This is a genomic window from Burkholderia sp. BCC1998 (assembly GCF_905339875.1).
Lineage (GTDB): Bacteria > Pseudomonadota > Gammaproteobacteria > Burkholderiales > Burkholderiaceae > Burkholderia.
This window is the reverse complement of record NZ_CAJPHE010000001.1, coordinates 665,098-690,705: the sequence shown is the minus strand read 5'-3', so window position 1 is coordinate 690,705 and position 25,608 is coordinate 665,098. Positions and strand designations below refer to the sequence as shown.

Here is a 25,608-nt window from a genome sequence, read left to right as displayed (position 1 = left end):
CATGCCCACCCTCGCGCCCCGTCCCGGGGACCCGCCATGAACGTCCAGCTGAACCATACGATCGTCTGGTGCCGCGACAAGCACGCATCGAGCCGCTTCCTGACCGAACTTCTGGAACTGCCGGCGCCGACGCCGTTCGGCGCGATGCTGGTCGTCCAGCTCGACAACGGCGTGTCGCTCGATTTTTATGAAAAAGAGGGAGAGATCACGTCCCAGCACTACGCGTTCCTGACCGACGAGGCCGGCTTCGATCGCGTGTTCGCGCGCATTCGCGCGCGCGGCCTGCCGCACTGGGCGGATCCGGCGAAGCGGCAGCCCGGTGAGATCTACCGCCATGACGGCGGTCGTGGTGTGTATTTCGACGATCCGGACGGTCACTTCCTCGAGGTGATGACGCGGCCGTACGTGCTGAACGGATAACGAAGCGCGTCGGCCGGTGTTGCACCGGCCGACGCGGCGGCGCGGGCAGCGCCCTTGGTCGGACACCGCCCCGCCCTGACGCCCGCTGACTCCGTTACTCGGCCGCGGCGGCCGTCTTGCGCGGACGGCGCGCGCGGGTCGCCGTCTTGCGGGCCGGCTTCTTCGGCTTGGCGCCGGCTGCTGCGTCGGCGGCCGCTTCAACGGTCGATTCGGCGGCCGGTGCGGCTTCGTGCGACGGCTGCGCGGCAGCCGCCGAGGCACCGTACTCGCCGGCCGTCGGCGACGCGTGCTGCGCCGCGACGTGCCGATCCTCACCGTGGTCCGCGTCGCGATGCGTCGCTTCTGCATGCTTGCCTTCTGCATGCTTGCCTTCGGTGTGCTTGCCGTCCGCGTGCTTGTCGCCACCGTGCTTCGCACCGCCGTGCGCGGCCTCGTCCGGATTCGCCGCCGTGTGACGGCCGGCCCCCTTCGCATCGCCCGCCTGCTTCACGCCGGCCTTCTTCGCGCCGGCCTTCTTCGCCGCGGTCTTGCGCGCGCGCTTGCGGCCATCCTTCGCGTCACCGTGCGTCTCGGCCGCCTCATTCGCGTCAGCCGTCGCGGCCGGCACGAGCGCCGCTTCGTTCACGACGTCGACGACGTCCGCCTCGTCGGCATCGGCCCGCACGCTTTCGTCGACAGCCGCTTCCGCCCGCTGCCCGCGGCGCCGCGGCTCGCGCTCGGCCGGTGCGGCTTCCCCGTGGCGCCCGCCGTGGCCGTGCTGGGCGCCGCCCGTATCACGTGCCGCCGCCACCGGCTCGGCCGCCGCCGCGGACTGGCGCGGCCGCGACACGAACGCGCCCGACTTGTCGTCGCGTCCCACCTCGAGCAGGCCGCGCGCCTGCGCTTCGTCGAGCAGGTTGCCGAATGCGCGGAAACCGTAATACGACTCGTTGAAGTCCGGCTTGCGGCGCTTGATCGCGCTCTTGAGCACCGACGCCCAGATCTTGCCGACGTCGTCGCGCTCCGACGCCAGCGCATCGAACGTCTCGACCGCGAGCGCGATCGCCTCGCTGCGGCGCACCTCCAGTTCCGGCTTGCGCGACGGCTCGTCGGCGCGCTTCGCGCCGCCGTTGCCGGTGCGCTGCTGTTCGCGCTTCGCCAGCGCGCGCTGCTGCTCGCGCACCAGGTCGTCGTAGAAGATGAATTCGTCGCAGTTCGCGACCAGCAGGTCCGACGTCGACTTCTTCACGCCGACCCCGATCACCTTCTTCGCGTTCTCGCGCAGCTTCGACACGAGCGGCGAGAAATCCGAGTCGCCGCTGATGATCACGAACGTATCGACGTGCGACTTCGTGTAGCAGAGATCGAGCGCGTCCACGACGAGCCGGATGTCGGCCGAATTCTTGCCCGACTGGCGCACGTGCGGAATCTCGATCAGCTCGAAGCTCGCCTCGTGCATCGAGGCCTTGAAGCCCTTGTAGCGCTCCCAGTCGCAATACGCCTTCTTCACGACGATGCTGCCCTTCAGCAGCAGCCGCTCCAGCACGGGCTTGATGTCGAATTTCTCGTACTTCGCGTCGCGCACGCCGAGCGCGACGTTCTCGAAGTCGCAGAACACGGCCATGCTGACGTTGTCCAGGGGTAATGCCATGTGTACTCCAACCGGTTGGTCGCCGCGTTGTATTGCCTGGCGGCGAAAAATGCATCGCGCACATGATAGCCGGTCGGCGGGGCGATTCCGCGATCCGTGCGCGCGAGCGCGCGGAGACCGGGCGCCGCGCCAGCCGTTTCGGTGCGGTACAGCCCCAATTACCCGAGCGCCGCCGCCCCGATCGACATACACTTGAGTATCGGTCGTCCGTCCCTATCTGGAAGGACGACGCATCGAGCAAGGAGCGGTTTCATGACGACGAAGGTATTGCTGATTGGCGCGACCGGCCGCACCGGCCGGGCCTGCGCGGATCTGCTGCTGGAGCAGCCGGAATTCGAGGTGACTGCGCTGGTGCGCCGGCACGGCTATGCGCTGCCGGGCGCGAAGGTCGTCGAGGCCGATCTGACGGGCGATTTCTCGCACGCGTTCCAGGGCATCACGCACGTGATCTACGCGGCCGGCTCGGCGGAATCGGAAGGCGCCGCCGAAGAGGAGCAGATCGACCGCGACGCGGTCGCGCGCGCGGCCGAGCATGCGCTCGCCTACAACGTGCAGAAGCTGGTCGTGATCAGTTCGCTGACCGCGTACTGGCCGGAGCGCAGCGGCGACGCGCTGCGTCACTACTCGCAGATGAAGCGCGAAGGCGACGACCGCGTGATCGCGTCGGGCATCGATTACGTGATCCTGCGCCCCGGCCCGCTCGCGGACGGCCCGGGGGTCGGCAAGATCGCGCTGACCGAGGAGCCGCTCGACGCAGCGCCGCCGGTGTCGCGCCAGGATGTCGCGTGGGCCGCGATCGAGGCGATCAAGCTGGGCATTTCGCGCAAGGTCATCGGCTTCGTCGGCGGCAGCGTGCCGATCGAACAGGCATTGCGCGCCTGACGCTTGCCCGGCCTGCCCGCGCCGCCACGGGCCGGCCGCGTGTCATCGCGCCTGCGGCCCGCGAAGCGGGCCGCTTTACGGCGGGCTGACCGCCTGCTCGTGGCTGCTTACGGCTTCGGATGCGCGTCGGCCCACGCCTTCACCGCGCCGAGCGTGTTCTCGACATGCTTGTCGGGCGACAGGCTCGTATATTCGTACAACACCTTCCCTTCCGGCGAAATCACGTAGGACACGCGGTTCGCGCGATCGAGCGCGGGCAGCTTCGCGTCGTATTCGCGGATGATCTTCGCGTCGGGATCGGCCGCGACCGGGAACTTGCTGCGGCACTCGCTCACCGAGAACTTCGTCAGCGTGTCGATGTTGTCCGCGGATACGCCGATCACCGTCGCGCCGTAAGCCTTGTAACGATCGACCGCATCCGCGAACGCATGCGCCTCGATGGTGCAGCCCTTCGTGAACGCGGCCGGGTAGAAGTACAGCACGACCGGTCCGTGCTTCAGCGCATCGGCCAGCGAGTACGTGTAAGTCTTGCCGCCCAGCGACGCCTGCGTCGTGAAGTCGGGCGCCGCGGCGCCCGGCTTCAGTTCCGCCTGCGCGACCCGCGCATGGCCGGCCACCAGCAGCGCCGCTGCGGCGCCCACCCATAGTTTTCGCTTCATCTGCGTCCTCATTTCTTATAAAGTCAGCCTCGATGTAGGCCGCATCGGCGTTCGCCTGTCGAACGCCGATGTGCGCGACCCGGTCCAGCGGCCGTGCCAGCCGCGGCCGGCCGGTTAAAGATTTCGCGCAGCCTGCCGTTATTTCTTCCGGACAACCAGTTCCAGCCCTTCACGTCAGCGAGACACATGGAAGCCAACAGGAAACAGACGCCACGCAAGGGCTCCTGGCGCAATGCCTTGCATACGCTGCGCCGCTTCGCCTGGTCGGGCGGCGCGCTGATGCCTGCGCGCGCCGGCGCGCCGCGCCGCGACGACACCGTGCGCAACTGGCTGGAACAGACGGTCGGCACGGTGGACTTCCTCGCCCATGTCGACCGCGAGCTGCGTTTCCTGTACGTGTCCGATGCGAGCCTGCGCTTCATCGGCTATCACCGCGACTACCTGCACACGCTGACGCTGCGCGACCTGATCGCGGAACAGGATACCGCGACGCTCGAAGGCCTGCTTGCACGCGCCGCGCGCTCCGGCCAGGTCGAGAAGGCGACGATGTGCATCGTCAAGTCGCTCACCTATCCGCTCGACGTCGAGGTCCGCGCGTTCAAGAGCCGCCACCACGGCGTCGACGGCTTCGCGATCGCGGCGTTCGACGTGTCGGCCTGGCGTGCGCTCGAGGCCCGCCTGACGTACGAGATGCACCACGACCCGATGACGGGGCTCGGCAACCTGTCCGCACTCGTGCCGGCGCTGATGCGCGCCCAGCAGGCCGCCGACGAAAGCGGCACCTGTGCCGCCCTGCTGCTGCTCGACCTCGACGACTACCAGCGCATCAACCGTGCGCTCGGCTACGACGCCGGCGACACGCTGTTGCGCGACACCGCGCAGCGGCTGCAGGCGCTCGTCGCGCCCGGCGAGCAGCTCGCGCGTGTCGCGAGCGACAAGTTCGCGGTCGTGCTCACCGCACCGGACCGCGCACACGCGAGCAATGCCGCGGACGCGCTCGCGCGCCGGCTGCAGGCCGCGGTGCGCGAACCTTACGCGTACCAGGGGCAGACCGTTCACCTGTCCGCGAGCATCGGCATCGCCGTGTACCCGGACGAACGGGCTGCGCCCCATCGCGCGCAGCATCACAGCCCGCTGCTGCGCCGCGCCGACCACGCCCTCGCGCAGGCGAAGGCATCGGGCGGCAACGCGCTCGCGTTTCACGCGCCGGTCGACGATCCGGCCGACGCCGAGCGGCTCAAGCTCGAAGCCGACCTGTACGACGGCGTGCGCAACGGCGAGTTCTCGCTCCACTTCCAGCCGATCACGCGCAGCCAGTCGGGGGCGGTGGACGGCGTCGAGGCGCTGATCCGCTGGCGTCATCCGGTGCACGGCCTCGTGCCGCCGGCGACCTTCATTCCGCTCGCCGAATCGATCGGCCTGATCAACTATCTCGGCAACTGGGTGCTCAAGGCCGCGTGCATGCAGCTCGTCGCCTGGGATCGCCAGGGGCTCGCGCTGCAGTACGTGGCGGTCAACGTGTCGCCGCAGCAGTTCCGCGACCCGCGCTTCACGCAGAGCGTGCGCGAGGCGATCGCGCTGACGGGCATCGACCCGCGCCGCATCGTGCTGGAAATCACCGAAAGCCTGCTGATGCACGACCCCGTGCAGGCGAAGGGGCTGCTCGAGGAGCTGACCGAGCTCGGCATCCGCTTCGCGATCGACGATTTCGGCACCGGCTATTCGAGCCTCGCGTACCTGCAGCGCTTCCCGCTCGCGAAGCTGAAGATCGATCGCAGCTTCGTCGAGAACCTGCTGACGTCGCGCAACGACCGCGCGATCGTGTCGGCGGTGGTCGGCCTCGCGCAGACGCTCGATCTCGAGCTCGTCGCGGAAGGCGTCGAGACCGAGGCGCAGCGCGAACTGCTGACCGAGATGGGCTGCAACCACATCCAGGGCTGGCTCGTGTGCCAGGCGCTGCCGTCCGAGGAACTCGCACGGCGCTTCGAGGCGCAGCAGCTGCGCCTGCACGCCGCCTGACGCGCGCGGCGAACCGGATAGATCCGTATGTCAATCACCGCACACCTGCCCCGCACGGCGCTGCTCGACAAGCTGTGGGCCCGGATGAACGAACGGGGCGACTTCCCACTGCTGTCGGAATCGCTGCGCGCGACGATGGCCGCGATGAAGAACGACGACCTCGACTTCACCGCGCTCGTGCGCGTCGTGCTGTCGGATTTCGCGCTCACGCAGAAAGTCCTGCGGCTCGCCAATTCCGCGATGTACATGGCGTTCGGCGGCAACATCACGACCGTCACGCGGGCGCTGATGGTGCTCGGCATGGACACGGTCGGCCATCTGGTCGTCGGGCTGAAGCTCGTCGATCACTTCCACCACAGCACGCCGCGCCGCATCGACGCGAAACTCGAGCTGAACCGCGCGCTGCTGTCCGGCTGCGTCGCCCGCAAGCTCACCGAGCACGCGGAGCTGCGCGGCGGCGAGGAAGCCGTCGTCTGCACGCTGATGCGCCAGGTCGGCAAGCTGCTGGTGGTCTGCTATCTCGACAGCGAATGGGACCGGATCCGCCGTCGCGCCGCCGAGCTGGACGGCGACGATGCGGCCGCGTGCATCGACGTGCTCGGCGTCGGCTTCGACGAGATCGGCCTCGAGGCCGCCGCGAGCTGGCGGCTGCCCGACGTGATCCGCGCCGGGATGGCCGACGACGACGGCCGTACCGCGCATGCCGCGAGCCTCGACGAGGACGATGACGACGCCGACCGCCAGCGCTCCCGCGACGCGTGCGCCGACGACAGCCCCGGCCGCGTACGCTGGCTGCGCGCGGTGAGCCGCTGCTCGACCGATGTCGCCGGTGCGCTCGCGATGCCCGCGGGGCCGCAGCGCGACGCGCACATCGCGGTGCTCGCGCAGCACTACAGCCAGGAGCTGGACATCGACGCCGACGCGCTGGTGGCGATCGCCGACCGGCTCGCATCCGAGGAAGCGAGCGACACCGTGATGCGCGAGATCGTCGAGCTGCGCGCGAACGCCGACGCGATCGCGCGGGCGCAGCCCGATCCCGAGGCATGCCTCGAGGCCGGTCTCGCGGACCTGCGCGCGCTGCCGTCCGAGCACGTGCTGACGCCGGTGCTCGCGCTCGCGTCGGAAAGCCTGCTCGCGGGCCTCGCGTTCACGCGCACCGTGATGTTCGTGCGCCGGGAAGACGGCGCGTTCGCCGCGCGTCTCGGCTTCGGCCCGGGCGTCGATGCGGCGCTCGACCGGCTGTGCTTCGACGAGCGCTTCGAGCCGGACGTGTTCCATCTCGCGATCACGAACTCGGTCGGCATCTTCATCGAGCAGGCGCAGGACCCGAAGATGGTGAAGCGCCTGCCCGCGTGGTATCTCGACGCGCTTCCGGACACGCGCGCGTTCGTGCTGCTGCCGGTGCGCGTCGGCGCGAAAACGGTCGGCCTGCTGTACGGCGACTGGGCCGGCGCGCAGCCGGCGCGCAAGATCACGCAGCAGGAGATGAGCGTGCTCAACGAGCTCGCGCGCGAACTGGGGCGGTTCTTTCCCGCGTAATCGGCATGATGCGGGCGGCGCCCCAAAAGCAAACCGGCCGCAAAAGCGGCCGGCTGCAGGTACGACGGATCGAAATGCTTACTTGAGCGTGACCGGCACGCTGAAGTACTTCTTCGCGAGGTTGTCGATCGTGCCGTCGGCCTTCAGTTCCTTCAGCGCCTGATCGAGCGCGGTCTTCAGCGCCGCGTCGTTCTTGCGCAGGCCGAAGCCGACGCCCGAACCGAGGATCTCGGCATCGCTGACCGTGCCGCCGGCGAAGCCGAAGCCCTGGCCTTGCGGCTTCGACAGGAAGCCCTTCGAGCCGGCCTCCGAATCCTGGAACGCCGCGTCGAGACGGCCCGACTTCAGGTCGGCGTAGGCCAGGTCCTGCGTCTGGTACGGCACGACTTCGACGCCGGCCGGCGCCCACTTCTTCTTCGCGTACGCTTCCTGGATCGTGCCCTGCAGCACGCCGACGCGCTTGCCCTTCAGTGCTTGCGGGGTCGGCTGCAGGCCGCTGCCCTGCTTCGCGATCAGCTGGTTCGGGATCGTGTAGATCGGATCGGTGAACGCGATCGCGTGCTTGCGCTGGTCGGTGATCGTCATGTCCGAGTTGATCGCGTCGAACTTGCGCGCCTGCAGCGCGGGGATCAGGCCGTCGAAGTCGTTCTCGACCCACACGCACTTCGTCTTCAGCTTCGCGCACACCGCGTTGCCGATGTCGATGTCGAAGCCGGTCAGCTTGCCGTCGGGCGTCTTGTATTCGAACGGCGCGTACGAGGCCTCGACGCCGAACCGGATCTCCTTCAGATCCGCTGCCATCGCGCTGCCTGCCGCCACGGCCGATGCCGCCACTACCGCGTGCGCGGCCACTTTACGCCAATCCAACTTCATCAGGTGTTCTCCTCGATACTCGAATGTTCCGGAACTACGGGCGCATGCATCATCGCAGGGTCGGATGACGACGCCAATGCCGATGCCGCGCCTTGATGCGGCGCAACAGCCGCAAGGCCGCGATTGTACCAATCCGCGCGGCCGGCACGGCAAAGCGGCCGCCGGCCCGCGATGCTGCGCTGCGTGCACGATGACGGCAGGATGCGCCGTCGAACTTGCAAGACGATGTCGCAAATACGCAAGCGCGACGCACGGGCCGTCTGCGCGGCATGCGGGCGTCGATCGCAAAAAAGGGAAATGCGGCCGGACGATGCGCGGGCCGCGGCCCCGCAGCCACGCGCCACCAGCCTTGGATCAGACGAGTGCGGCCAGCGTCTCGCGCGTCGTATCGACCACGAGCAGGCCCGCGCGCAGGCCCGGCTTGACAGCCGGATTCGGAAACACGATGCGCTCCTCGTCGTGCTGCACCGTGTAGCGGTATTCGCCGTCCTGCGCGAGCACGGTGCCGCGCGCGAACGCGGTGAAATTCGCGACGTCGGCCGCGACGAACAGCTCGAGTGCATCGCTCTGCTTCGTGATCTGGTCGATCACGGTGAACACGCGCGGCAACTTGGCGTCGACGTCGCGCGGCGCACCTGACACGAGCTTGCGCACCGCACGGTCCGCCGGCGCGAAGCGCGACAGGTCGTTCTGGCCGAACGGCCGCACCTTGCCGAGTTCGAGCGTGCACGCGAGCGCGCCGCAGTGCTCGGCCGTGTAATGCGAATACGTGTTGCCCTTCGCGGTATGCAGCAGCACGGCCGCGATGCGCGCATCGCCGAGCCATTCGACCATCTTGCGGGCAGGCGGCGTGCCCGTGTGGGGCAGCAGCGCGAACTGTTCGAACACCGATGCGCGGATCGCCGTGTGCATGTCGACGTGCCAGCGCGCGCTGCCTGCCGGCGCGGCCGCGAAGAACGCGGCGGCCGCCGCTTCGAGCTGCACCGCGCGCGGCGCTTCGCGGCTCGCGGGCACTTGTGCGTGACGGCCGCTGAACAGGCGGTTCAGGTCGTCGTCGAGATAGCGTGCGCCCGCGCGCATCGCCGGCACGTTGCCGAGCACGACGAGCAGGCGGCACGCGAGCGGCAACGTGCCCGCCGCGAGATCGCGCACGAGCATCGACAGCAGCTCGATCGGCGCGGTCTCGTCGCCATGCACGCCGGCCGACACGAGCACGCTCGCACGCGCCGCAGCGCCCGCTTCATCCGCTGCCGGCTCGAGCGCGAGCAGCCCGTCGCCGAGCCATTGCCAGTGCACCGCACCGTTCGCGCACGTGCCGACCTTCACGGCCGGCGCGTCGCCCGCGAGCGTGAACGCTAGGAAGTCGTCGAGCAGCACGGCGGCCGGCATGCGGGACTCAGCGCTGGAAGTCATACAGCGACCCGACGCGCAGGATCTGCGTGAGCTCGTCGAGCGCCGTGCGCGATTCGTCGAGCAGCGTCGGATCGGCGAGGTCTTCCGGTGCGAGACGGTCGCGGTAGTGCTTTTCGATCCACGCGTCGAGCGACGCGAACAGCGTGTCGTTGATCCACACGTTCGACGTGACGGCCGCACGCTCGGCGTCGTTCAGCACGACGCGCAGGCGCAGGCAAGCCGGGCCGCCGCCGTTCTTCATGCTTTCGCGCAGGTCGAACACGAGCACGTCGCGGATCGGGCCGTTGCCGGCCGCGAGCTGGTCGAGATAGGCGGCAACGTTCGCGTTCTCGCGGCATTCCTGCGGCACGACGAGCACTTGCGAGCCGTCCGCGCGCGACAGCAGCTGGCTGTTGAACAGGTACGACGTGACCGCATCGTTCACGCTCACGGCCGCATCGGGCACCTCGATCACGTTCAGCCGCGCGCCGCGCGCGTCGAGCGTGGCCGTCAGCGTGTCGTAGATCGCCTGCTTGTTGACGAACGCGCGCTCGTGCGTGAACAGCGTGTCGCGGTTGCCGACCGAGATCACGTCGTTGTGGAACACGCCTGCATCGATCACGTCCGGATCCTGCTGCGCATAGACCGTCGCCGTTTCGGCGAGACCGTGACGATGCGCGACCGCGCGGCTCGCCTCGAAGGTCTGGCGCGCCGGGAAGCGCTTCGGCTCCACGCCGCGGCGGTATTCCGCGCGACCGTACACGAAGAACTCGACGCCCGGCAGGCCGTATTCGGCGCAAAAGCGCGTGTGGTTGGCCGCGCCCTCGTCGCCGAGTGCCGGCGTGCCCGTCAGCGCCTCGTGCACCGCGAAGTGCGCGGGATCGGCGAACAGCGTCGACAGCGTGCGGCGCGTCGCTTCGTGCTCGATCGCGCGATGCAGCTTGCTGCACAGGTTGGCCGGCGTGAAGTGCACGCGGCCGTCGCTCGTGTCGGCCGACGGGCTGACGGTCGCCGCGTTCGCGGTCCACATCGCCGACGCCGAGCTCGCCGCGGCGAGCAGCTCGGGCGCCTGCTTCGCGGCCTTCGCGATCACGTCCGCGTCCTTGCCGGAGAAGCCGAGCTCGCGCAGCAGGCGCAGCGACGGGCGCTCCTGCGGCGGCAGCACGCCTTGCGCGAAGCCGAGATCCGCGAGCTGCTTCATCTTGCGCAGCCCCTGCTTCGCGGCGGCCTTCGGATTCGCGGCCGACTTCTCGTTGTTGAGCGACGCCACGTTGCCGAACGACAGCCCGGCGTAGTTGTGGGTCGGGCCGACGAGTCCGTCGAAATTGGCTTCTTGTGCGTTCATCGTCGTTCCCTCGATCAGAAATGCAGGCCCGGCGACAGGCTCGCGGGCAAGGTCAGTTGGGTGCTTTCCACCGACGCCATCGGATATGCGCAATAGTCGGCCGCGTAGTACGCGCTCGGCCGATGGTTGCCCGAGCGGCCCGTGCCGCCGAACGGCGCGGCGGACGATGCGCCGTTGGTCGGGCGGTTCCAGTTGACGATCCCGGCACGAATCGTGCGGCGGAAGTGGTCCCATGCGTTGGCGTCGTCGGCGAGCAGGCCGGCCGACAGGCCGAACGCCGTGTCGTTCGCGCGCTCGATCGCTTCGTCGAACGTCGCGTAGCGGACGATCTGCGCGAGCGGGCCGAAGTGCTCTTCGTCGGGCAGGTTCGCCACGCCGGTCACGTCGATGATCGACGCGTTCACGAAGCCCAGGCGCGGATCGCGCTGCGTCATCGCGATGATCGGCTGCGCGCCCTGCTCGATCAGGCGCGACTGCGCGTCGACGAGCTTGGCGGCCGCGCGTGCCGAGATCACCGCGCCCATGAACGGCTGCGGATCGGCGTCGAACACGTCGGCCGTGATCTTCGACGTGACGTCGGCGAAGCGTGCGAGGAAGCGGTCGCCGAACGCGCCCTGCGGCACGAAGATGCGGCGTGCGCACGTGCAGCGCTGGCCTGCCGACAGGAACGCCGACTGGATCGTGTGATGCACGGCCGCGTCGACGTCCTCGACTTCGCCGATCACGAGCGGGTTGTTGCCGCCCATCTCGAGCGCGAGCACGATTTCCGGACGGCCGCCGAACTGCTTGTGCAGCAGCGTGCCGGTATCCGAGCTGCCGGTGAAGAACAGCCCGTCGATCTGCCGGTGATTCGCGAGCGCGATGCCGGTGTCCTTCTCGCCCTGCACGAGGTTCAGCACGCCGGCCGGCAGACCGGCTTCCTGCCACACCTCGACCGTCGCGCGCGCGACGCCCGGGGCGAGCTCCGACGGCTTGAACACGACCGTGTTGCCCGCGATCAGCGCCGGCACGATATGACCGTTCGGCAAATGGCCGGGGAAGTTGTACGGGCCGAACACCGCGACGACGCCGTGCGGGCGATGGCGCAGCACCGCGACGCCGTCGGCCATGTCCTGGCGCTTCTCGCCGGTGCGTTCCTGGTAGGCCTGGATCGAGATCCCGACCTTCGCGGCCATCGCCGCGACTTCGGTGCGGGCTTCCCACAGCGGCTTGCCGGTCTCGCGGCCGATCGCGGTCGCGATCGCTTCCTTGCGTTCGGTGAGCAGCGCGGCGAAGCGCTTGACGATTTCACAGCGCGCTTCGAAGTCGAGCGCCGACCAGCCGGCGAACGCGCGGCGCGCGCTCGCGACCGCGCGGTCGACGTCGGCCGCCGACGCGCTTTCGCCCTGCCATGCGATCGCGTCGGTGCCCGGGTTGCGCGAAGCGAAGACGGGGCCCGAGCCTGCGACCCAGGCGCCGTCGATGAAGAGTTCCGTCATGATTCGTTTATCCCTGTTTGACTTTGAGCGGCAGCACGCGGACCGGATCGCCGGCCTTCACGTCGAGCGCGGCGGCATCGTCGGCCGACAGCACGAACGACCCGTTCACGACCACGCCCGGCGCGACGCCGACGCGGAAATCGCCGAGCGACGTGTTCGATACGAGCGACTTCGGCATATCTTCCCGCACGTCGGGCACGCCGATCGCGACCGGCACGACGACGCTCTCGCGCACCGTGCGCAGGTCGTTGACGTGGCATTCGAGCACCGGGCCCGCGTCGAAGATGTCGACGTGGTTCTGGTAGCGCAGCCCTTCGGCCTCGAGCATCTTGCGGGCCGGCAGCGTGTCGCGGTGCGTGAGGCCGACCGCGTCCTGCGCGTCCTGCGGCAGCAGGTCGACGTACACCGGATAGCGCGGCATCAGTTCCGCGAGGAACGACTTGCGGCCGTGCGAGCTGAGGTAGTCCGCCGCGTTGAAATCGATCTGGTAGAAATGCGAACCGACCGCGCGCCAGAACGGCGACGTGCCGTCCTCGTCGAAGTGGCCGCGCAGTTCCGCGCAGATGCGTTCCGGGAAGCGTTCGCGGAACTGCGCGATGAACATGAAGCGCGAGCGCGACAGCAGGCCGCCGACGCCGCCCGTGCGGTAACGCGGGCTCAGGAACAGCGAGCACACTTCCGCGTAGCCCGTCAGGTCGTGCGAGATGTTGAGCGCGGACATCCGCGTCCACACGCCGAGTTCCTGGCTCGCGTGCACGACCGTGCTCACGCGATAGTTGTAGAACGGCTGTTCGAGGCCGACCTGCGTCTCGATCCCGCACACGCCCGCGATGTCGCCCGTCTTCGATTCTTCCATCACGAAGAAGTAGCCGGCCTCGCCCGGCGCGGCCTCGCCGTCGAGCGTGCGGCGCGTGCGTTCGATGCGCGCGGCGAGCGCGTCGCGATCGGGCTTGAACGTGGTCAGGCCCGGCCCGGTTTCCTTCGCGAGCGACACGAGCGCGTCGACGTCGCCCGTTTGTACGACCCGAACGACGATCATGCTGCGTCTCCCTTCATGTCTTCATCGTCGCGGCGGTGCAGCGGCACGCAGCGCACGACATCACCATCCTTCACATCGAGCGCCGCGCGCACGTCGCCGGCGAGCGGCGCGTCGGCCGTATCGCCCGGCAGGTCGGCCAGCACGCAGCGGAACGATTCGCCGCTGCCGGTCGACACCATGTATGCGACGTCGCCCTGCTGATGCGCGGCTTCGCGCACCGTGCGCTCCGCGCCGTGCTTCACGCATGCGGTGCGGTCGACCTGCGCGGTCAGCACGGGGCCCGCGTCGAAGATGTCGACGAAGCGGTCCGGCTCGAAGCCTTCCTCGAGATGGATGTCGTACGCGAGCAGCGCCGTTTCGTTCGGCTCGCCGAGCACGCGCTGCGCGGCTTCCGGCAGCAGCGGTACGTAGAGCGGATACGCCGGCATCACTTCCGCGATGAACGTGCGGCTGCGGCCGCCCGACGCGATGTCGACGTCGGTGAAGTTGCGGCCGAAGAACTTGCGGCCCACCGCTTCCCAGAACGGCGATGCGCCCGTGCTGTCGCTCACGCCGAGCAGCAGCGTGAACACTTCCGGCGTGAAGCGGCGGCGGTTCGCGGCGATGTACATCATCCGCGCACGCGAGATCAGGTGCGCGGCCGCGTCGCCGCGCAGCGACGGATCGACGTAGAAGCCCGCCAGCCGGCTCTTGCCGGTCAGCTCGTGCGACATCGTGAGCGCATGGATCTTGCGGTTCACGTGCAGCTCGCGCGACGCGTGGATCAGTGCATCGTTGCGGAATGCGTAGAACGGTTCCGAGTAGCCGGCCGCGGCCACGATGCTCGCCGTGCCGAGCAGCTTGCCCGTCGACGAATCCTCGAGCACGAAGAGATAGAACTCCTCGCCGGCGAAGTCGACGTCCGCGCGAAACGAATCCTCGGAGAGCGCCACGCGCGCTTCGAGCGCCGCGCGATCGTGCGGCAGCGAGTGCAGGACCGGCTGCGCGGTGCGCGCCATGTGCGCGAGCGCATCGAGATCCGTGAGTTTGCCGGGGCGAACAAATAGCATCGTCGTTCCTGTCTGCGATGGGCGCGCCGATCAGCGCGCGGTGGCTTCCTGGGCCGCGAGCACCTGCTCGACTGCCTTCTCGAAGCGCTTCACGCCTTCGTCGAGCAGGTCGAACGGGATCACGAGCGACGGCACGAAGCGCAGCACGTTCGGGCCTGCGATCAGCATGATCAGGCCGTTCTCGGCGGCGGCGGTGACGAAGTCCTTCGCGCGGCCGTCGAATGCGGCGGTGAGTTCCGCGCCGACCAGCAGGCCCTTGCCGCGGATGTCCTTGAAGATGCCGAAGCGTGCGTTGATGCGCTCCAGCGCGCCCTTCAGGCGCACGCTGCGTTCGCGCACGCCTTCGAGCAGCGCAGGGTCGCCGATCAGCTCGACGACCTTGTCCGCGATCGCCGACGCGAGCGGGTTGCCGCCGTACGTCGTGCCGTGCACGCCGACCTTGAAGTGGGCGGCCAGTTCGTTCGTCGTCAGCATCGCGCCGATCGGGAAACCGTTGCCGAGTGCCTTCGCGGTCGTGAGGATGTCCGGCGTGACGCCCGTGTCCATGTATGCGTAGAACTGGCCCGTGCGGCCGACGCCCGTCTGCACTTCGTCGAAGATCAGCACTGCGTCGTTGGCGTCGCACGCTTCGCGCAGTGCCTTCAGGAACGCCGGATCGGCCGGGATCACGCCGCCTTCGCCCTGCACCGGCTCGACGATCACCGCGCAGGTTTGCGGGCCGATCGCGGCCTTGGCCGCTTCGATGTCGTTGAACGGCAGGTGCTTGATGCCTTCCGGCACCGGGCCGAAGCCTTCCGAGTATTTCGGCTGGCCGCCGACGCTGACCGTGAAGAACGTGCGGCCGTGGAACGACTGGACGAACGACACGATTTCGTATTTGTCGGCGCCGTGGCGGTCGAATGCGACGCGGCGCGCGAGTTTGAGGGCGGCTTCGTTCGCTTCCGCGCCCGAGTTCGCGAAGAACGCGCGGTCGGCGAAGGTCAGCGCTTCGAGGCGCTTCGCGAGGCGCAGCACCGGCTCGTTCGTGTAGCCGTTGCCGATGTGCCAGAGCTTGCGGCCTTGTTCGTCCAGGACCTTCAGCAGTTCCGGGTGGCCGTGGCCGAGCGACGTGACGGCGATGCCGCAGGCGAAATCCACGTATTCGCGGCCGGCCGTGTCCCACACGCGCGAGCCCTCTGCACGGTCCGGCACGAACGGCGCGGGGGAGAATACCGGCACCATCACTTCGTCGAATGTCTGGCGGGTCACGGTCGAGGTCGTCATGGTCGTTCCTTTCGGTTTCGTAAGAGGGTTCAACAGGATCAAGTTTAGGTAAGGGTGACGCAAGCGTCTTGCGGAATTGCGACGGGTTCTATCGGAAGCGGATAGGGCGCTTTATTTTGCCTCTCCCCGGCGGGGGGCGTGGCGTTTTGTGCTCGGTTGCTGTTTTCGCGGTTTCTTGGCGGTGCGCTCGCCGTTTGTCGTGAAGCACCTGTGATCGTGTCGGTCTATTAGCGTCGCCCCTGCGCGGGGCGGCGGTTACTTTTCTTTGTCTTGCCAAAGAAAAGTAACCAAAAGAAAGGCGCCCGGATAACGCATGACTTCCCGGTGCCGTAGTCCACCAAGTGGCCCTCGCCTAAGTGTCCGCGCCAGTCGGGAACCCGGAGTGGTTCGAGCAATGGTTCTGACACCACTCCCTACGCAACGGAGCGGTATACCGCCCGCTAGCTCCATCCTCGCTATGCTCGGCTGCAAGGTTCTTCGGCCGCAATTCATCCGCCCGCGCCACACATGGGCACCCACTGATCAGTTCCCCAAATCAGTGAGGTGCCGCTGCACCGCAACGACGATTTCAATTTATTGAATTCATGCGCCACCCGCCGCAATTGTGGATGCCAATCAACCGACAGCTTTCAAAGCGGGACGTGTGGACCTGTCGACCGAGCGAAGCGAGGGCGGAGCTAGCGGGCGGTATACCACTCCGCGGGGTGGTGAGTGGTGTCAGAACCATTGCTCGAACCACTCCGGGTTCCCGACTGGCGCGGACACTTAGGCGAGGGCCACTCCGGTGGCCATGGCACCGGGAAGTCATGCGTTATCCGAGCGCCTTTCTTTTGGTTACTTTTCTTTGGCAAGACAAAGAAAAGTAACCGCCGCCCCGCGCAGGGGCGACGCTAATAGACCGACACGATCGCAGGTGCTTCACGTCAAACGCAAGCGCACCATAAAAAAAACAGAATCAATCCTTAGCCCCCCGCTCAACAAGCGCGCCCCCGCGAGGTTCACTACCACCGCCGGTCTGCTTCTCGAGCCAGGCTCTCCGATCCTCCCGAGGCGTGACCCCGAACCTTTCGCGGTACGCATTGGAAAAGTGCGCAGCAGAAGAAAACCCACAGGCGAGGCTCACCTGAACGACCGACTTGCTGGTCCGCTGCAACTGCGTGCGAGCCTTGAGCAACCGAAGATTGAGGTAATACTTGGAGGGCATCGCCCCGAGATACTGTCGAAAGAGCCGCTCCAGCTGCCGCCGCGACACGCCGACGAGCCCGGCGATCTCATCGGTCGTCAAAGGATCCTCGACATTGGCTTCCATCAAAAGCAACGCATCGTTCAGCCGAGGATGCCGCTCACCGGGCGCGGTCACAAAAGGAATCCGCTGCCGCTCCTCGCCGCTGCGCAGCGTGCCGGCCCCGAGCGCATCGGCAATGCGCTCACCCAGATCCGCCCCGTGTTCCCGGCCGATCATGGCCAGCATGAAATCGACGGTCGCCTGCCCGCCCGCACAGGTCGCCCGATCGCGATCGATCTCGAAGATCTGCTGCGTGACGATCGAGCGCTCGAACTGTTCTGCGAACTGCTGATACGTCTCCCAGTTCACGCTCACGCGATATCCGGAAAGCTGCCCGGCCATCGCGAGCCACCACACGCCGTGGTGAATCCCCGTGACGACCGGCGTGCGCTGCCCCACCCGCGCGAGACTCGCGAGAAACAACCGATAGTCGGCAAACTGCTGAAACCGCTCCGACACGACGATCAGCCAGTCGCACGCGATCGCATCGTTGAACGCCGCATCGGCATGCCACTGCGCGCCGCCGGCGAGCGGCACCGGCCGCCCGTCCCACGAACACACCTGCCAGCGATACAGCAAGCGCCCGTCGATCTCGTTCGCGAGATGCAACGCATCGACGATCGGACCCACACCCGACATCGACACGGGCGGCAATGCAACGATCGCCACCTGCGTCGTGCGGGTGGCGCCTGCGGGACGAGACACCGGTACCACGTATGAAACGCCCTTCGCGTTACTTGAGGCTACCCGACAGGAACTGCTTCAGACGCTCGCTCTGCGGACGCACCAGCACCTCCTTCGGATCACCCTCTTCCTCGGTCCGCCCCTGATGCAGGAACATCACGTGATTCGACACGTTGCGCGCGAACCCCATCTCGTGCGTGACGACGATCATCGTGCGGCCCTCCTCGGCCAGCTTCTGCATCACCTTCAGCACCTCACCGACGAGCTCCGGATCGAGCGCCGACGTCGGCTCGTCGAACAGCATCACGTCCGGATGCATCGCCAGCGCCCGCGCGATCGCGACACGCTGCTGCTGCCCCCCCGACAAATGCGACGGATACTGCTTCTCGACGCGCGGCGGCAAACCGACCTTCTCCAGGTATTCGCGCGCACGCTCCTCGGCTTCCTTCTTCGCAATGCCGAGCACGTGCACCGGCGCTTCCATCACGTTCTCGAGCACGTTCATGTGCGCCCACAGGTTGAAGTGCTGGAACACCATCGCGAGCTTGGTGCGGATGCGCTGCAGCTGCTTGTGATCGGCCACCTCGAGCGCACCGGCGCGGTCGGTCTTCGTGCGCACGGCCTCGCCGTCGACGACGATCTGCCCCGCATTCGGCCGCTCGAGAAAATTGATGCAGCGCAGGAACGTGCTCTTGCCCGAACCGCTGGCGCCGATGATGCTGATGACGTCGCCGGCCTTCGCGTTCAGCGACACGCCCTTGAGCACCTCGTTGTCGCCATAGCGCTTGTGAATGTCGACCGCGGCAAGCTTGGTGGAAGCGGACGCGCTCGTTTGAGTGATCTCGGCCATCTGGCTCTCCTCGAATGAAATCAATGACGGCCGGCCGCGAGATACGCGAGCCAGTGGCGCTCCGCCCGGCGAAATGCCGCGACGAGTGCGAACGATACCGCAAGATAGATCAGTGCGGCGATCCCGAACGACTGGAACGCCATGTAGGTCGCGGAATTGGCGTCACGCGCGACCTTCAGGATGTCGGGCACGGTCGCCGTGAATGCAACGGTGGTCGCGTGCAGCATCAGGATCACCTCGTTGCTGTACAGCGGCAACGCACGGCGCAGCGCCGACGGCAGGATCACCCGGCGGTACATCGTGAACGGCGACATCCCGTACGCACGCGCCGCCTCGACCTCGCCGTGCGGAATCGCACGAATCGCACCCGCGAAGATCTCGGTCGTGTACGCGCAGGTGTTCAGCGCGAACGCGAGGATCGCGCAGTTGAAGCCGCTGCGGAAGAACGCGTCGAGCAGCGAGTGCGAGCGCACGAACTCGAGGCTGTACATGCCCGTGTACAGCAACAGCAGCTGCACGTAGAGCGGCGTGCCGCGGAACACGTACGTGTAGAACCGCACCGGCATCGACAACCACTTCTTCTTCGACACGCGTGCGACCGCGAGCGGCACCGCGCACACGAAGCCGAGCGAAATCGACGCGACGAGCAGCCACAGCGTCACCGCAAGGCCGGAGAGGCGCTGGCCGTCCCAGTAAAGGAACGCCTGGCCGAATTCCTGGAGGATCTCGATCATAGTTCTGCGTGGCGCACGCCCGTGGAATAACGTTTCTCGAGCTGGATCAGCACGAGGTTGGAAACGGTCGTGATCGCGAGGTAGATCAGCGCCGCAACGAGGATGAAGAAGAACATGTTGAACGTGCTCTTGCCCGCGTCCTGCGCCGCCTTCACGACGTCGGCGAGGCCGATGATCGACACCAGCGCGGTCGCCTTCACGAGCACCTGCCAGTTGTTGCCGATGCCAGGCAGCGCGAAGCGCATCATCTGCGGAAACATGATCCGCACGAACACGCGCAGCCCGCTCATCCCGTACGCCGAGCCGGCCTCGAGCTGGCCGCGCGGCACCGACAGGAACGCACCGCGGAACGTCTCGGTGAAGTACGCGCCGTAGATGAAGCCGAGCGTCAGCACGCCGGCGACGAACGGGTCGATGTCGATCTGGTCCCAGCCGACGAGGTCGGTGAACTGGTTCAGCCAGATCTGGATGCTGTAGAACAACAGCAGCATCAGGACGAGATCGGGCACCGAGCGGATCAGCGTCGTATAACCGGTCGCGACCGCTCGCAGCACCCGGTTGTGCGACAGCTTCGCCACCGCGCCGATCAGCCCCAGCGCCACCGCAGCGGCGAGCGACAGCACCGACAGCTCGATGGTCTGCACGGTGCCGGCCCAGAGGACAGGACCAAAGCCGTAAAGGAACACGCGCGTCTCCAGTGTTGATGTGAACACCGGCGCGCATCACTGTCCGGCGCCGGGCTGACGCGGATAGTCGCAAGCGAAATTGATTGCCTCAAATCACCGTGCGCGCGATTGCTGCGTCGCAGCAATTCATCCCACCATTTGCAGGCACGGCCTACCGCGCTGTTTCAAAAGGAAAAAAGCCGCTTCCTGACAGTCGGATGACACGCAGGGAAGCGGACTTTTTGCAATTTTCCGGTCGCTTTTTCGATATAGCGCCGGACGCGGGTTCAGCGCCCTTTCAGGATGTCGGAGCGCGAAGTCATATAGACAAGCCCGTCCGGGCCGAAATGGACGTTGAAGAACGCGTCGGTGTTGACGCCGTCCTCGAGCCAGCGCCAGCTCCATACGGTCTCGGGCTTCAGCGGGTACTGCGCGACGTCGCCCGGCTTGCCGAGCAGGCGCCGCACCTCGTCCTCCGTCATCCCCGGGCGCACCTTCGCGAAGTTCTCGGCGGTCAGCACCTGCGTCGCGCCCGTGTAATACCCGCCCGGGTCGAGGTCGACGAACCAGGTCTGGTTGCCCATCGGGCCACGCGGGTATTCGAGGCGCTTCGAGCCGTCGGTGAACGCGCGCTCGGTCTCGGGCTTGCCCATCGTGGCGCGCACGTCGGCTTCGGTCGAGACGCCGGCCTTCAGCCCCTTGAGCAGCAGCGGCGCCGGCTTGATCGCGTTGAAGAAGTCCCTGATACGTTGCACGTCGAGATTGCCTTGCTTGTCGTCGCAGCCGGTCAGCGCCAGCGCGGCGGCCAGCATCGTGACGGGAAGCAGCCGGAAACGGAAGATCATCGGAAGAAATGCGCGTCGAGAAAACACGCGGCAAGGATACCCGCGCAACGCCAAAAGCGCGAGACGGACCGCGCGGCCCGTCTCGTGATCAATGCGTCGTTTCGGTTTGCACCTGGGCCTCGCGGCCCGCTTGCGGGGCGCGCGGCCCGGCCGGCACCGCCTTGATCCGGCGGCGCGTGCGCACCAGCTCGGCCAGTTGCCACGACCCGAGCGCGAGACAGCCGAACAGCACCTCGCGGCCGCGCTTGACCAGCGCGAGCGACAGCGCCGTCTCGCGATCGACGCCGAACATCTGCGCGAGCAGCACGACGGTCGCCTCCTGCACGCCGAGACCGCCCGGCACCATGAACGCCGCATGGCGCACGGCCTGCGTCATCGCCTCGATCGCGATCGCGCCGCCGATCGAGACCGGATGACCGAGCAGCGCGAGCGCCCAGTAAATTTCGAGCGCGCCGAGCACGTAGCCGGACAGCTGCCAGAAGAACGCACTGAACAGCAGCGGCGTGCGCGACATCAGCGCGTCGATGTCGCCATCGAGGCGGCGGCCGTCGACGCCCTGCAGCAACCGGTGCGAATCGCCGAGCAGACGCCCCGCGAACCGCTCGATCGCGTGGAAGATTCCGCCGCGCCGCATCAGCACGACGCCGAGCACCGGCAGCGGCAGGGTCAGCAGCAGCGCGAGGCCGATCGTGCCGCCGCCCATGTCGTGCGTCGTCGCGAGCAGCAGCACGAGGCCGAGCGCCGCGAACGCATACTGGACGACGATCGTCACCAGCACCTCGACGATCACCGACGCGGTCACGCGGCTCGCGTCGGGCACCTGCCAGCGCGCCATCCGGATCCCGACCAACTCGCCGCCGATCCCGACCACCGGCAGCAGCCGGTTCACCGCTTCACGCACGGTCGCGACCCACCACAGGAACGACAGCGACGCGCGTCGGTCGAGCAGCTGGTGCCACGCATACGCGTCGAGCAGCAGCGGCAGCGCATGGAACGGCACGAGCCACAGCAGCGCGAAGCCGGCACGCTCGAGCATCCGCGTCACGTCGCCGATGCCTTCGTGCAGCCCGAGCGCGAGCAGGATCCCGATGCCGATCGGCCAGCCGAGCCATTTGATCCACTTGGTCATGACGGCTGCGCCCCCGCTTCGCGCGACGCGTGCGTGCCGCGCCGCGCCGCCGGCTGGCCGAACACGTCGGCAAAACCGCCGGTCGCGACGCCCGCGGCCTTCAGCGCGGCCGCGACGCGCGGCGACAGCAGCGCATCCAGTTCGTCGACCGGCCGGTAAGCGGCCATCGTCGGCGTGATCGGGCCGTCGCCGGCTTCCGCCGGATGACAGTAGATCTCGCCGACCCCGGGCGGCAGCGCCGCGAGCGCGTCGAGCAGCACGGCCTCGTCCATCGCGCCCGTATGCTCGATCCCGACCACGTAGTCGTTGTGCGCGAGCCCCGCACGGTCGAGCCGCGCGCGCACCAGCGCGATCCACGGCTTGAGCAGCGCGGGCGCGCGCGTTTCGTACGGCAGCCGCACCGCACGCAGCCCGTAGTCGCCGCCGATCTCGATGATCATCGACAGCACGGTCGGATGCAGGTGGAAATGCTTGTGCGCGTTCACGTGGTCGAGCGGCAGGCCGCTCGCCGCGAACGCGTCGAACTGCGCGCGGATCTCGCGGCGCAGCTGCGCACGCACGTGCGGCAGGAAGAAGAAGCGGCAGCCGTCCTTCGCCATCGCATCGCCGAAGCGCCCGTCGCGGCCGACGAGCGCGGGAATGTCATGCGCGGGCAGCGTGGCCGGCCCGTCCGCGAGGACGAGATGCAGGCCGACCGCGAGCGACGGCAAGCGCCGCGCGCGTTCGATCGCATCCTGCGCCGCGGGCGCACCGACCATCAGGCTCGCGGCGTTCAGCACGCCGTCGCGATGCGCGCGCTCGACCGCCGCGTTGACGCGCGGATGCAGCCCGAAGTCGTCCGCGGTGAAGATCAGCGCCCGCGCCGCCCGCTGCGTCGCCACGAATCAGGCCTCGTGCGCGCGCAGGAAGCGGAAGAACTCGACGCCTTCGCGCAAGCGACGCTTCATCATGTCCCAGCTCGTCAGCATCTCGCGGACGATCTCCCAGATCTTCGACGGGCGGAAGTAGAACTGGCGATAGAACTGCTCGAGATGGTGATAGATCTCGTCGCGCGACAGGTGCGGATAGCCGATCGCCGCGAGCTGCACGCCTTCCTTGCTGACCAGGTTGATGGTCTTGTTCTCTTCCATCCAGCCGTTCTCGACGGCCTGCTTGTAAAGCGTCGTGCCCGGATACGGCGCGGCGAGCGACACCTGGATCGTGTGCGGATTGATTTCCTTCGCGTACTCGATCGTCTTCTTGATGGTGTCCTGCGTCTCGCCCGGCAGGCCGAGGATGAAGGTGCCGTGGATCTTGATGCCGAGCTTCTTGCAGTCCGCGCTGAAGCGGCGCGCGAAATCGGTGCGCACGCCCTTCTTGATGTTCACGAGGATCTGGTCGTCGCCGGATTCGAAGCCGACCAGCAGCAGGCGCAGGCCGTTTTCCTTCATGATCTTCAGCGACTTGTACGGCACGTTCGCCTTCGCGTTGCACGACCACGTCATGCCGAGCTTGCCCAGGCCGATGGCGATCGCTTCGGCGCGCGGCAGGTCGTCGGTGAAGGTGTCGTCGTCGAACATCAGCTCCTTCACTTCCGGCATGTTGTCGCGGATCCACTTCGCTTCCGCGAGCACGTTCTCGACCGAGCGCGTGCGGTAGCGATGGCCGCTGACCGTCTGCGGCCACAGGCAGAACGTGCAGCGCGACTTGCAGCCGCGGCCCGTGTAGATCGACACGTACGGATAGTTCAGGTAGCCGATGAAGTAGTTGTCGATCTTCAGGTCGCGCTTGTAGACGGGCGCGACGAACGGCAGTTCGTCCATGTTCTCGAGGATCGGACGCGCTTCGTTGTGCTCGATCGAGCCGTCCTTCGCGCGCCAGCTCAAGCCCTTGATCTCGGGGAACGGCTTGCCTTCGGCGATTTCCTTGCAGGTGTAGTCGAATTCCTCGCGGCACACGAAGTCGATCGCGTCGCTCGCCGTGAGCGAGTTGTGCGGATCGACCATCACCTTCGCGCCCACCATGCCGACCAGCATCGACGGCTTCATCTTCTTCAGATCCTGCGCGAACATCGCGTCGGTCGGGAACGACGGCGTGCTCGTGTGGATGATCACGAGATCGTAGTCGTTGGCGATCTTCAGCGTTTCCTCGACCGACAGGCCGTCGGCCGGCGCGTCGACGACGCGGCTGCCCGGCACGAGCGCGGCCGGCTGCGCGAGCCACGTCGGGTACCAGAAGGAACGGATTTCGCGCTTCGCCTGATAGCGCGAGCCGGCTCCGCCGTCGAAGCCGTCATACGAAGGGGCCTGCAAGAACAGCGTTTTCATGAATGCTCCGGTAGCCTGCATAGTTCGATTCGTTTCAACGATTCAGTCAATCAACCGCGGGCCGCCCTGCCGGCGCCCGCCTCTCTGTCATGTCGCGTCGCGCGGCGTGGCCGCGCGGCGCGTCTCGGCCCTCGGGCCGGATTCGATCGGGACCGGGCGCATCGCCGGTTCCCTTCGGGGAACGTACGTCAGCGGCCGTCCCCGCCCTCCACGATCACCGTCGCGCGTTCGCCGCCGACGACCGTCATCCGCGCGCCGCGCCACACGACGTGCGTGCCGAACACGGCCGCGAGCCATTCGAGCGCGAGCAGCGTGTCGCGCACCGCGACGAGCGGCAGGTCGCGCCAGAACGCGCGCCAGCCGTCCTCGCCGCGCGCGTGCAGCACCAGCCGCCCGAACGCGCCCACCACGGCCGCGCCACCCGCCAGCGTGCCGGCGACGGTGCCGTCGAGACGCAGCGCGAGCGCCGCGCCGATCGCGAGCCACGGCGCGGTAAACGTGATGAACAGGAACGCGAAGCCGGCCGGGTTCAGCGAACGGATCGTGCGCAGCCAGCGCGTCTCGCGGTGCCAGAGCGGCCCGAACGACGGCTCGATCACGTCGGTCGCGACCTCGACCTCGGACAGCACGGTGCGCCGCCCGAGGCGGCGCGGCAACTCGGCCAGCCAGAAGTCGTCGGCCAGCTCGTCCTTCAACGCGAGAAAACCGCCGATCCGGTCGAGCGTGTCGCGCGTGAGCGCCAGCGTCGCGCCGAAGCCGAAGCGGCTCGAGCGGCCGAGGTGCGTGATCCGTACCGACGGCGCGAACCAGGCATCGACGAACTGCGCGCCGATCCGCGTCCAGAACCCGCCGACGCTGCGCGCATGATACAGGCACGTGACGACCCCGACCGACGCGTCGGCGAGCGGCGCCGTCACGCGCTCCAGATAGTCCGGCTTCACCGCGATGTCGCTGTCCGCGATCACGATGCGGCCGTACTTCGCGCGTTCGGCGAGATTGATCAGGTTGCTGACCTTCAGGTTCTTGCCGTGCACGCGCGCGTCGATCACGAGCGTGATGTCGCATTCCGGATAGTCGGCGCGCAGCCGCTCGACCACGGCGACCGCCGGATCGGAGGCCGACGCGACCCCGAACAGCACTTCATGGCGCGGGTGGCGCTGTTCGCAGAACGTCGCGAGGTTCTCGTACAGGTGCGGCTCGGCGCCGCACAGCGGCTTGAGCACGCTGACGGGCTCGAAACCGTCGCGCGCGGCGGTGCGCGGCGTGCGCGGGCGCGGCGCGAACGCCGCGACGAACGCATAGCCGGCCGCAGCCAGCGTGAACACGGTCAGGAGCCAGTCGAGCAGCGTGACGGTCGGCGTCATGCGCGACGCCCTCCGGCGACGCGGGCGCCCTGCCGACCGATCGAACCGGGTTGAACGTGATTGGGTATTCCGACAGCAACGAACGCGGGCACGACCCGACTCCTTGTTCCAGCAGCGTCTGTGTAAATGGGGAGGCACGGCCCATTTCCCCGAAAGCG

At 67.7% G+C, this 25,608-nt stretch carries 22 protein-coding genes; 4 read left to right on the top strand and 18 right to left on the bottom strand.

Annotation, left to right across the window (positions count from 1 at the left end; translation table 11 throughout):
* Positions 1-36 precede the first annotated feature (36 nt).
* Positions 37-420: a VOC family protein gene (locus U5A56_RS03225; RefSeq protein ID WP_321920899.1), complete on the top strand. Its 384-nt coding sequence runs from the start codon at positions 37-39 to the stop codon at positions 418-420.
* 94 nt (positions 421-514) lie between these two features.
* Here the strand turns inward: U5A56_RS03225 and U5A56_RS03220 are convergent, their stop codons facing one another.
* Positions 515-2,050 carry an NYN domain-containing protein gene (locus tag U5A56_RS03220; protein WP_321920898.1) on the bottom strand — a complete coding sequence of 512 codons (1,536 nt, stop codon included), beginning with the start codon at positions 2,048-2,050 and terminating at the stop codon, positions 515-517.
* Between the two features lie 252 nt (positions 2,051-2,302).
* On the opposite strand from U5A56_RS03220, the gene U5A56_RS03215 reads away from it, so the two are divergent.
* Positions 2,303-2,932 carry an SDR family oxidoreductase gene (locus U5A56_RS03215; protein ID WP_124487395.1) on the top strand — a complete coding sequence of 210 codons (630 nt, stop codon included), beginning with the start codon at positions 2,303-2,305 and terminating at the stop codon, positions 2,930-2,932.
* Positions 2,933-3,039: 107 nt separating this feature from the next.
* Here U5A56_RS03215 and U5A56_RS03210 read toward each other — a convergent pair whose 3' ends face one another.
* Positions 3,040-3,591 (bottom strand): peroxiredoxin, encoded by a 552-nt coding sequence (locus tag U5A56_RS03210; protein WP_321798511.1) that lies wholly within the window; start codon positions 3,589-3,591, stop codon positions 3,040-3,042.
* 279 nt (positions 3,592-3,870) lie between these two features.
* Between U5A56_RS03210 and cdpA the strand changes: the two genes are divergently transcribed.
* Entirely contained in the window at positions 3,871-5,610 is a 1,740-nt protein-coding gene (cdpA, locus tag U5A56_RS03205) for a cyclic di-GMP phosphodiesterase CdpA (RefSeq protein ID WP_193759872.1), read from the top strand.
* A 27-nt stretch (positions 5,611-5,637) separates the two neighbouring features.
* Positions 5,638-7,149, top strand: coding sequence for an HDOD domain-containing protein (locus tag U5A56_RS03200; RefSeq protein ID WP_044849132.1), 1,512 nt, complete (start codon positions 5,638-5,640; stop codon positions 7,147-7,149).
* A gap of 78 nt (positions 7,150-7,227) precedes the next feature.
* On the opposite strand, the gene U5A56_RS03195 is transcribed toward U5A56_RS03200, so the two are convergent.
* From U5A56_RS03195 to hpnI, 16 genes are all read right to left on the bottom strand, one after another.
* Entirely contained in the window at positions 7,228-8,022 is a 795-nt protein-coding gene (locus U5A56_RS03195; protein ID WP_044849131.1) for an ABC transporter substrate-binding protein, read from the bottom strand.
* A 354-nt stretch (positions 8,023-8,376) separates the two neighbouring features.
* Positions 8,377-9,411, bottom strand: coding sequence for a succinylglutamate desuccinylase (gene astE, locus U5A56_RS03190; protein WP_321920914.1), 1,035 nt, complete (start codon positions 9,409-9,411; stop codon positions 8,377-8,379).
* 7 nt (positions 9,412-9,418) lie between these two features.
* Positions 9,419-10,759: an N-succinylarginine dihydrolase gene (gene astB / locus U5A56_RS03185; protein WP_044849129.1), complete on the bottom strand. Its 1,341-nt coding sequence runs from the start codon at positions 10,757-10,759 to the stop codon at positions 9,419-9,421.
* 14 nt (positions 10,760-10,773) lie between these two features.
* Complete coding sequence (astD, locus tag U5A56_RS03180; protein ID WP_321798505.1) at positions 10,774-12,237, bottom strand: succinylglutamate-semialdehyde dehydrogenase; 1,464 nt, start codon at positions 12,235-12,237, stop codon at positions 10,774-10,776.
* A 7-nt stretch (positions 12,238-12,244) separates the two neighbouring features.
* A complete protein-coding gene (astA, locus tag U5A56_RS03175; RefSeq protein ID WP_321920897.1) occupies positions 12,245-13,276 on the bottom strand; it encodes an arginine N-succinyltransferase in 1,032 nt (343 codons plus the stop codon).
* Entirely contained in the window at positions 13,273-14,325 is a 1,053-nt protein-coding gene (gene aruF / locus U5A56_RS03170; protein ID WP_044849126.1) for an arginine/ornithine succinyltransferase subunit alpha, read from the bottom strand. The genes astA and aruF overlap by 4 nt, the downstream gene beginning before the upstream one ends.
* Positions 14,326-14,355: 30 nt before the next feature.
* Positions 14,356-15,588 carry an aspartate aminotransferase family protein gene (locus U5A56_RS03165; protein ID WP_044849125.1) on the bottom strand — a complete coding sequence of 411 codons (1,233 nt, stop codon included), beginning with the start codon at positions 15,586-15,588 and terminating at the stop codon, positions 14,356-14,358.
* A gap of 955 nt (positions 15,589-16,543) precedes the next feature.
* On the bottom strand, positions 16,544-17,587 hold the full coding sequence (locus U5A56_RS03160) for a GlxA family transcriptional regulator (protein WP_059815947.1): 1,044 nt from the start codon (positions 17,585-17,587) through the stop codon (positions 16,544-16,546).
* Between the two features lie 19 nt (positions 17,588-17,606).
* The gene (locus tag U5A56_RS03155; protein ID WP_044849123.1) at positions 17,607-18,407 is read right to left on the bottom strand and encodes an ABC transporter ATP-binding protein; all 801 of its coding nucleotides are present in this window, start codon (positions 18,405-18,407) and stop codon (positions 17,607-17,609) included.
* Positions 18,408-18,427: 20 nt separating this feature from the next.
* The gene (locus tag U5A56_RS03150; RefSeq protein ID WP_044849122.1) at positions 18,428-19,141 is read right to left on the bottom strand and encodes an ABC transporter permease; all 714 of its coding nucleotides are present in this window, start codon (positions 19,139-19,141) and stop codon (positions 18,428-18,430) included.
* Positions 19,138-19,827 (bottom strand): ABC transporter permease, encoded by a 690-nt coding sequence (locus U5A56_RS03145; protein WP_044849121.1) that lies wholly within the window; start codon positions 19,825-19,827, stop codon positions 19,138-19,140. Before U5A56_RS03145 ends, U5A56_RS03150 begins: the two co-directional genes overlap by 4 nt.
* 266 nt (positions 19,828-20,093) lie before the next feature.
* Complete coding sequence (locus tag U5A56_RS03140) at positions 20,094-20,651, bottom strand: hypothetical protein (RefSeq protein WP_321920896.1); 558 nt, start codon at positions 20,649-20,651, stop codon at positions 20,094-20,096.
* An 88-nt stretch (positions 20,652-20,739) separates the two neighbouring features.
* Positions 20,740-21,780: a lysylphosphatidylglycerol synthase domain-containing protein gene (locus U5A56_RS03135; RefSeq protein ID WP_044849119.1), complete on the bottom strand. Its 1,041-nt coding sequence runs from the start codon at positions 21,778-21,780 to the stop codon at positions 20,740-20,742.
* Entirely contained in the window at positions 21,777-22,661 is an 885-nt protein-coding gene (gene hpnK / locus U5A56_RS03130) for a hopanoid biosynthesis-associated protein HpnK (protein ID WP_321920895.1), read from the bottom strand. The genes U5A56_RS03135 and hpnK overlap by 4 nt, the downstream gene beginning before the upstream one ends.
* 3 nt (positions 22,662-22,664) lie before the next feature.
* A complete protein-coding gene (gene hpnJ / locus U5A56_RS03125; protein WP_308234889.1) occupies positions 22,665-24,107 on the bottom strand; it encodes a hopanoid biosynthesis associated radical SAM protein HpnJ in 1,443 nt (480 codons plus the stop codon).
* A 167-nt stretch (positions 24,108-24,274) separates the two neighbouring features.
* Positions 24,275-25,450: a bacteriohopanetetrol glucosamine biosynthesis glycosyltransferase HpnI gene (gene hpnI / locus U5A56_RS03120; protein WP_321812226.1), complete on the bottom strand. Its 1,176-nt coding sequence runs from the start codon at positions 25,448-25,450 to the stop codon at positions 24,275-24,277.
* Between the last annotated feature and the right edge of the window lie 158 nt (positions 25,451-25,608).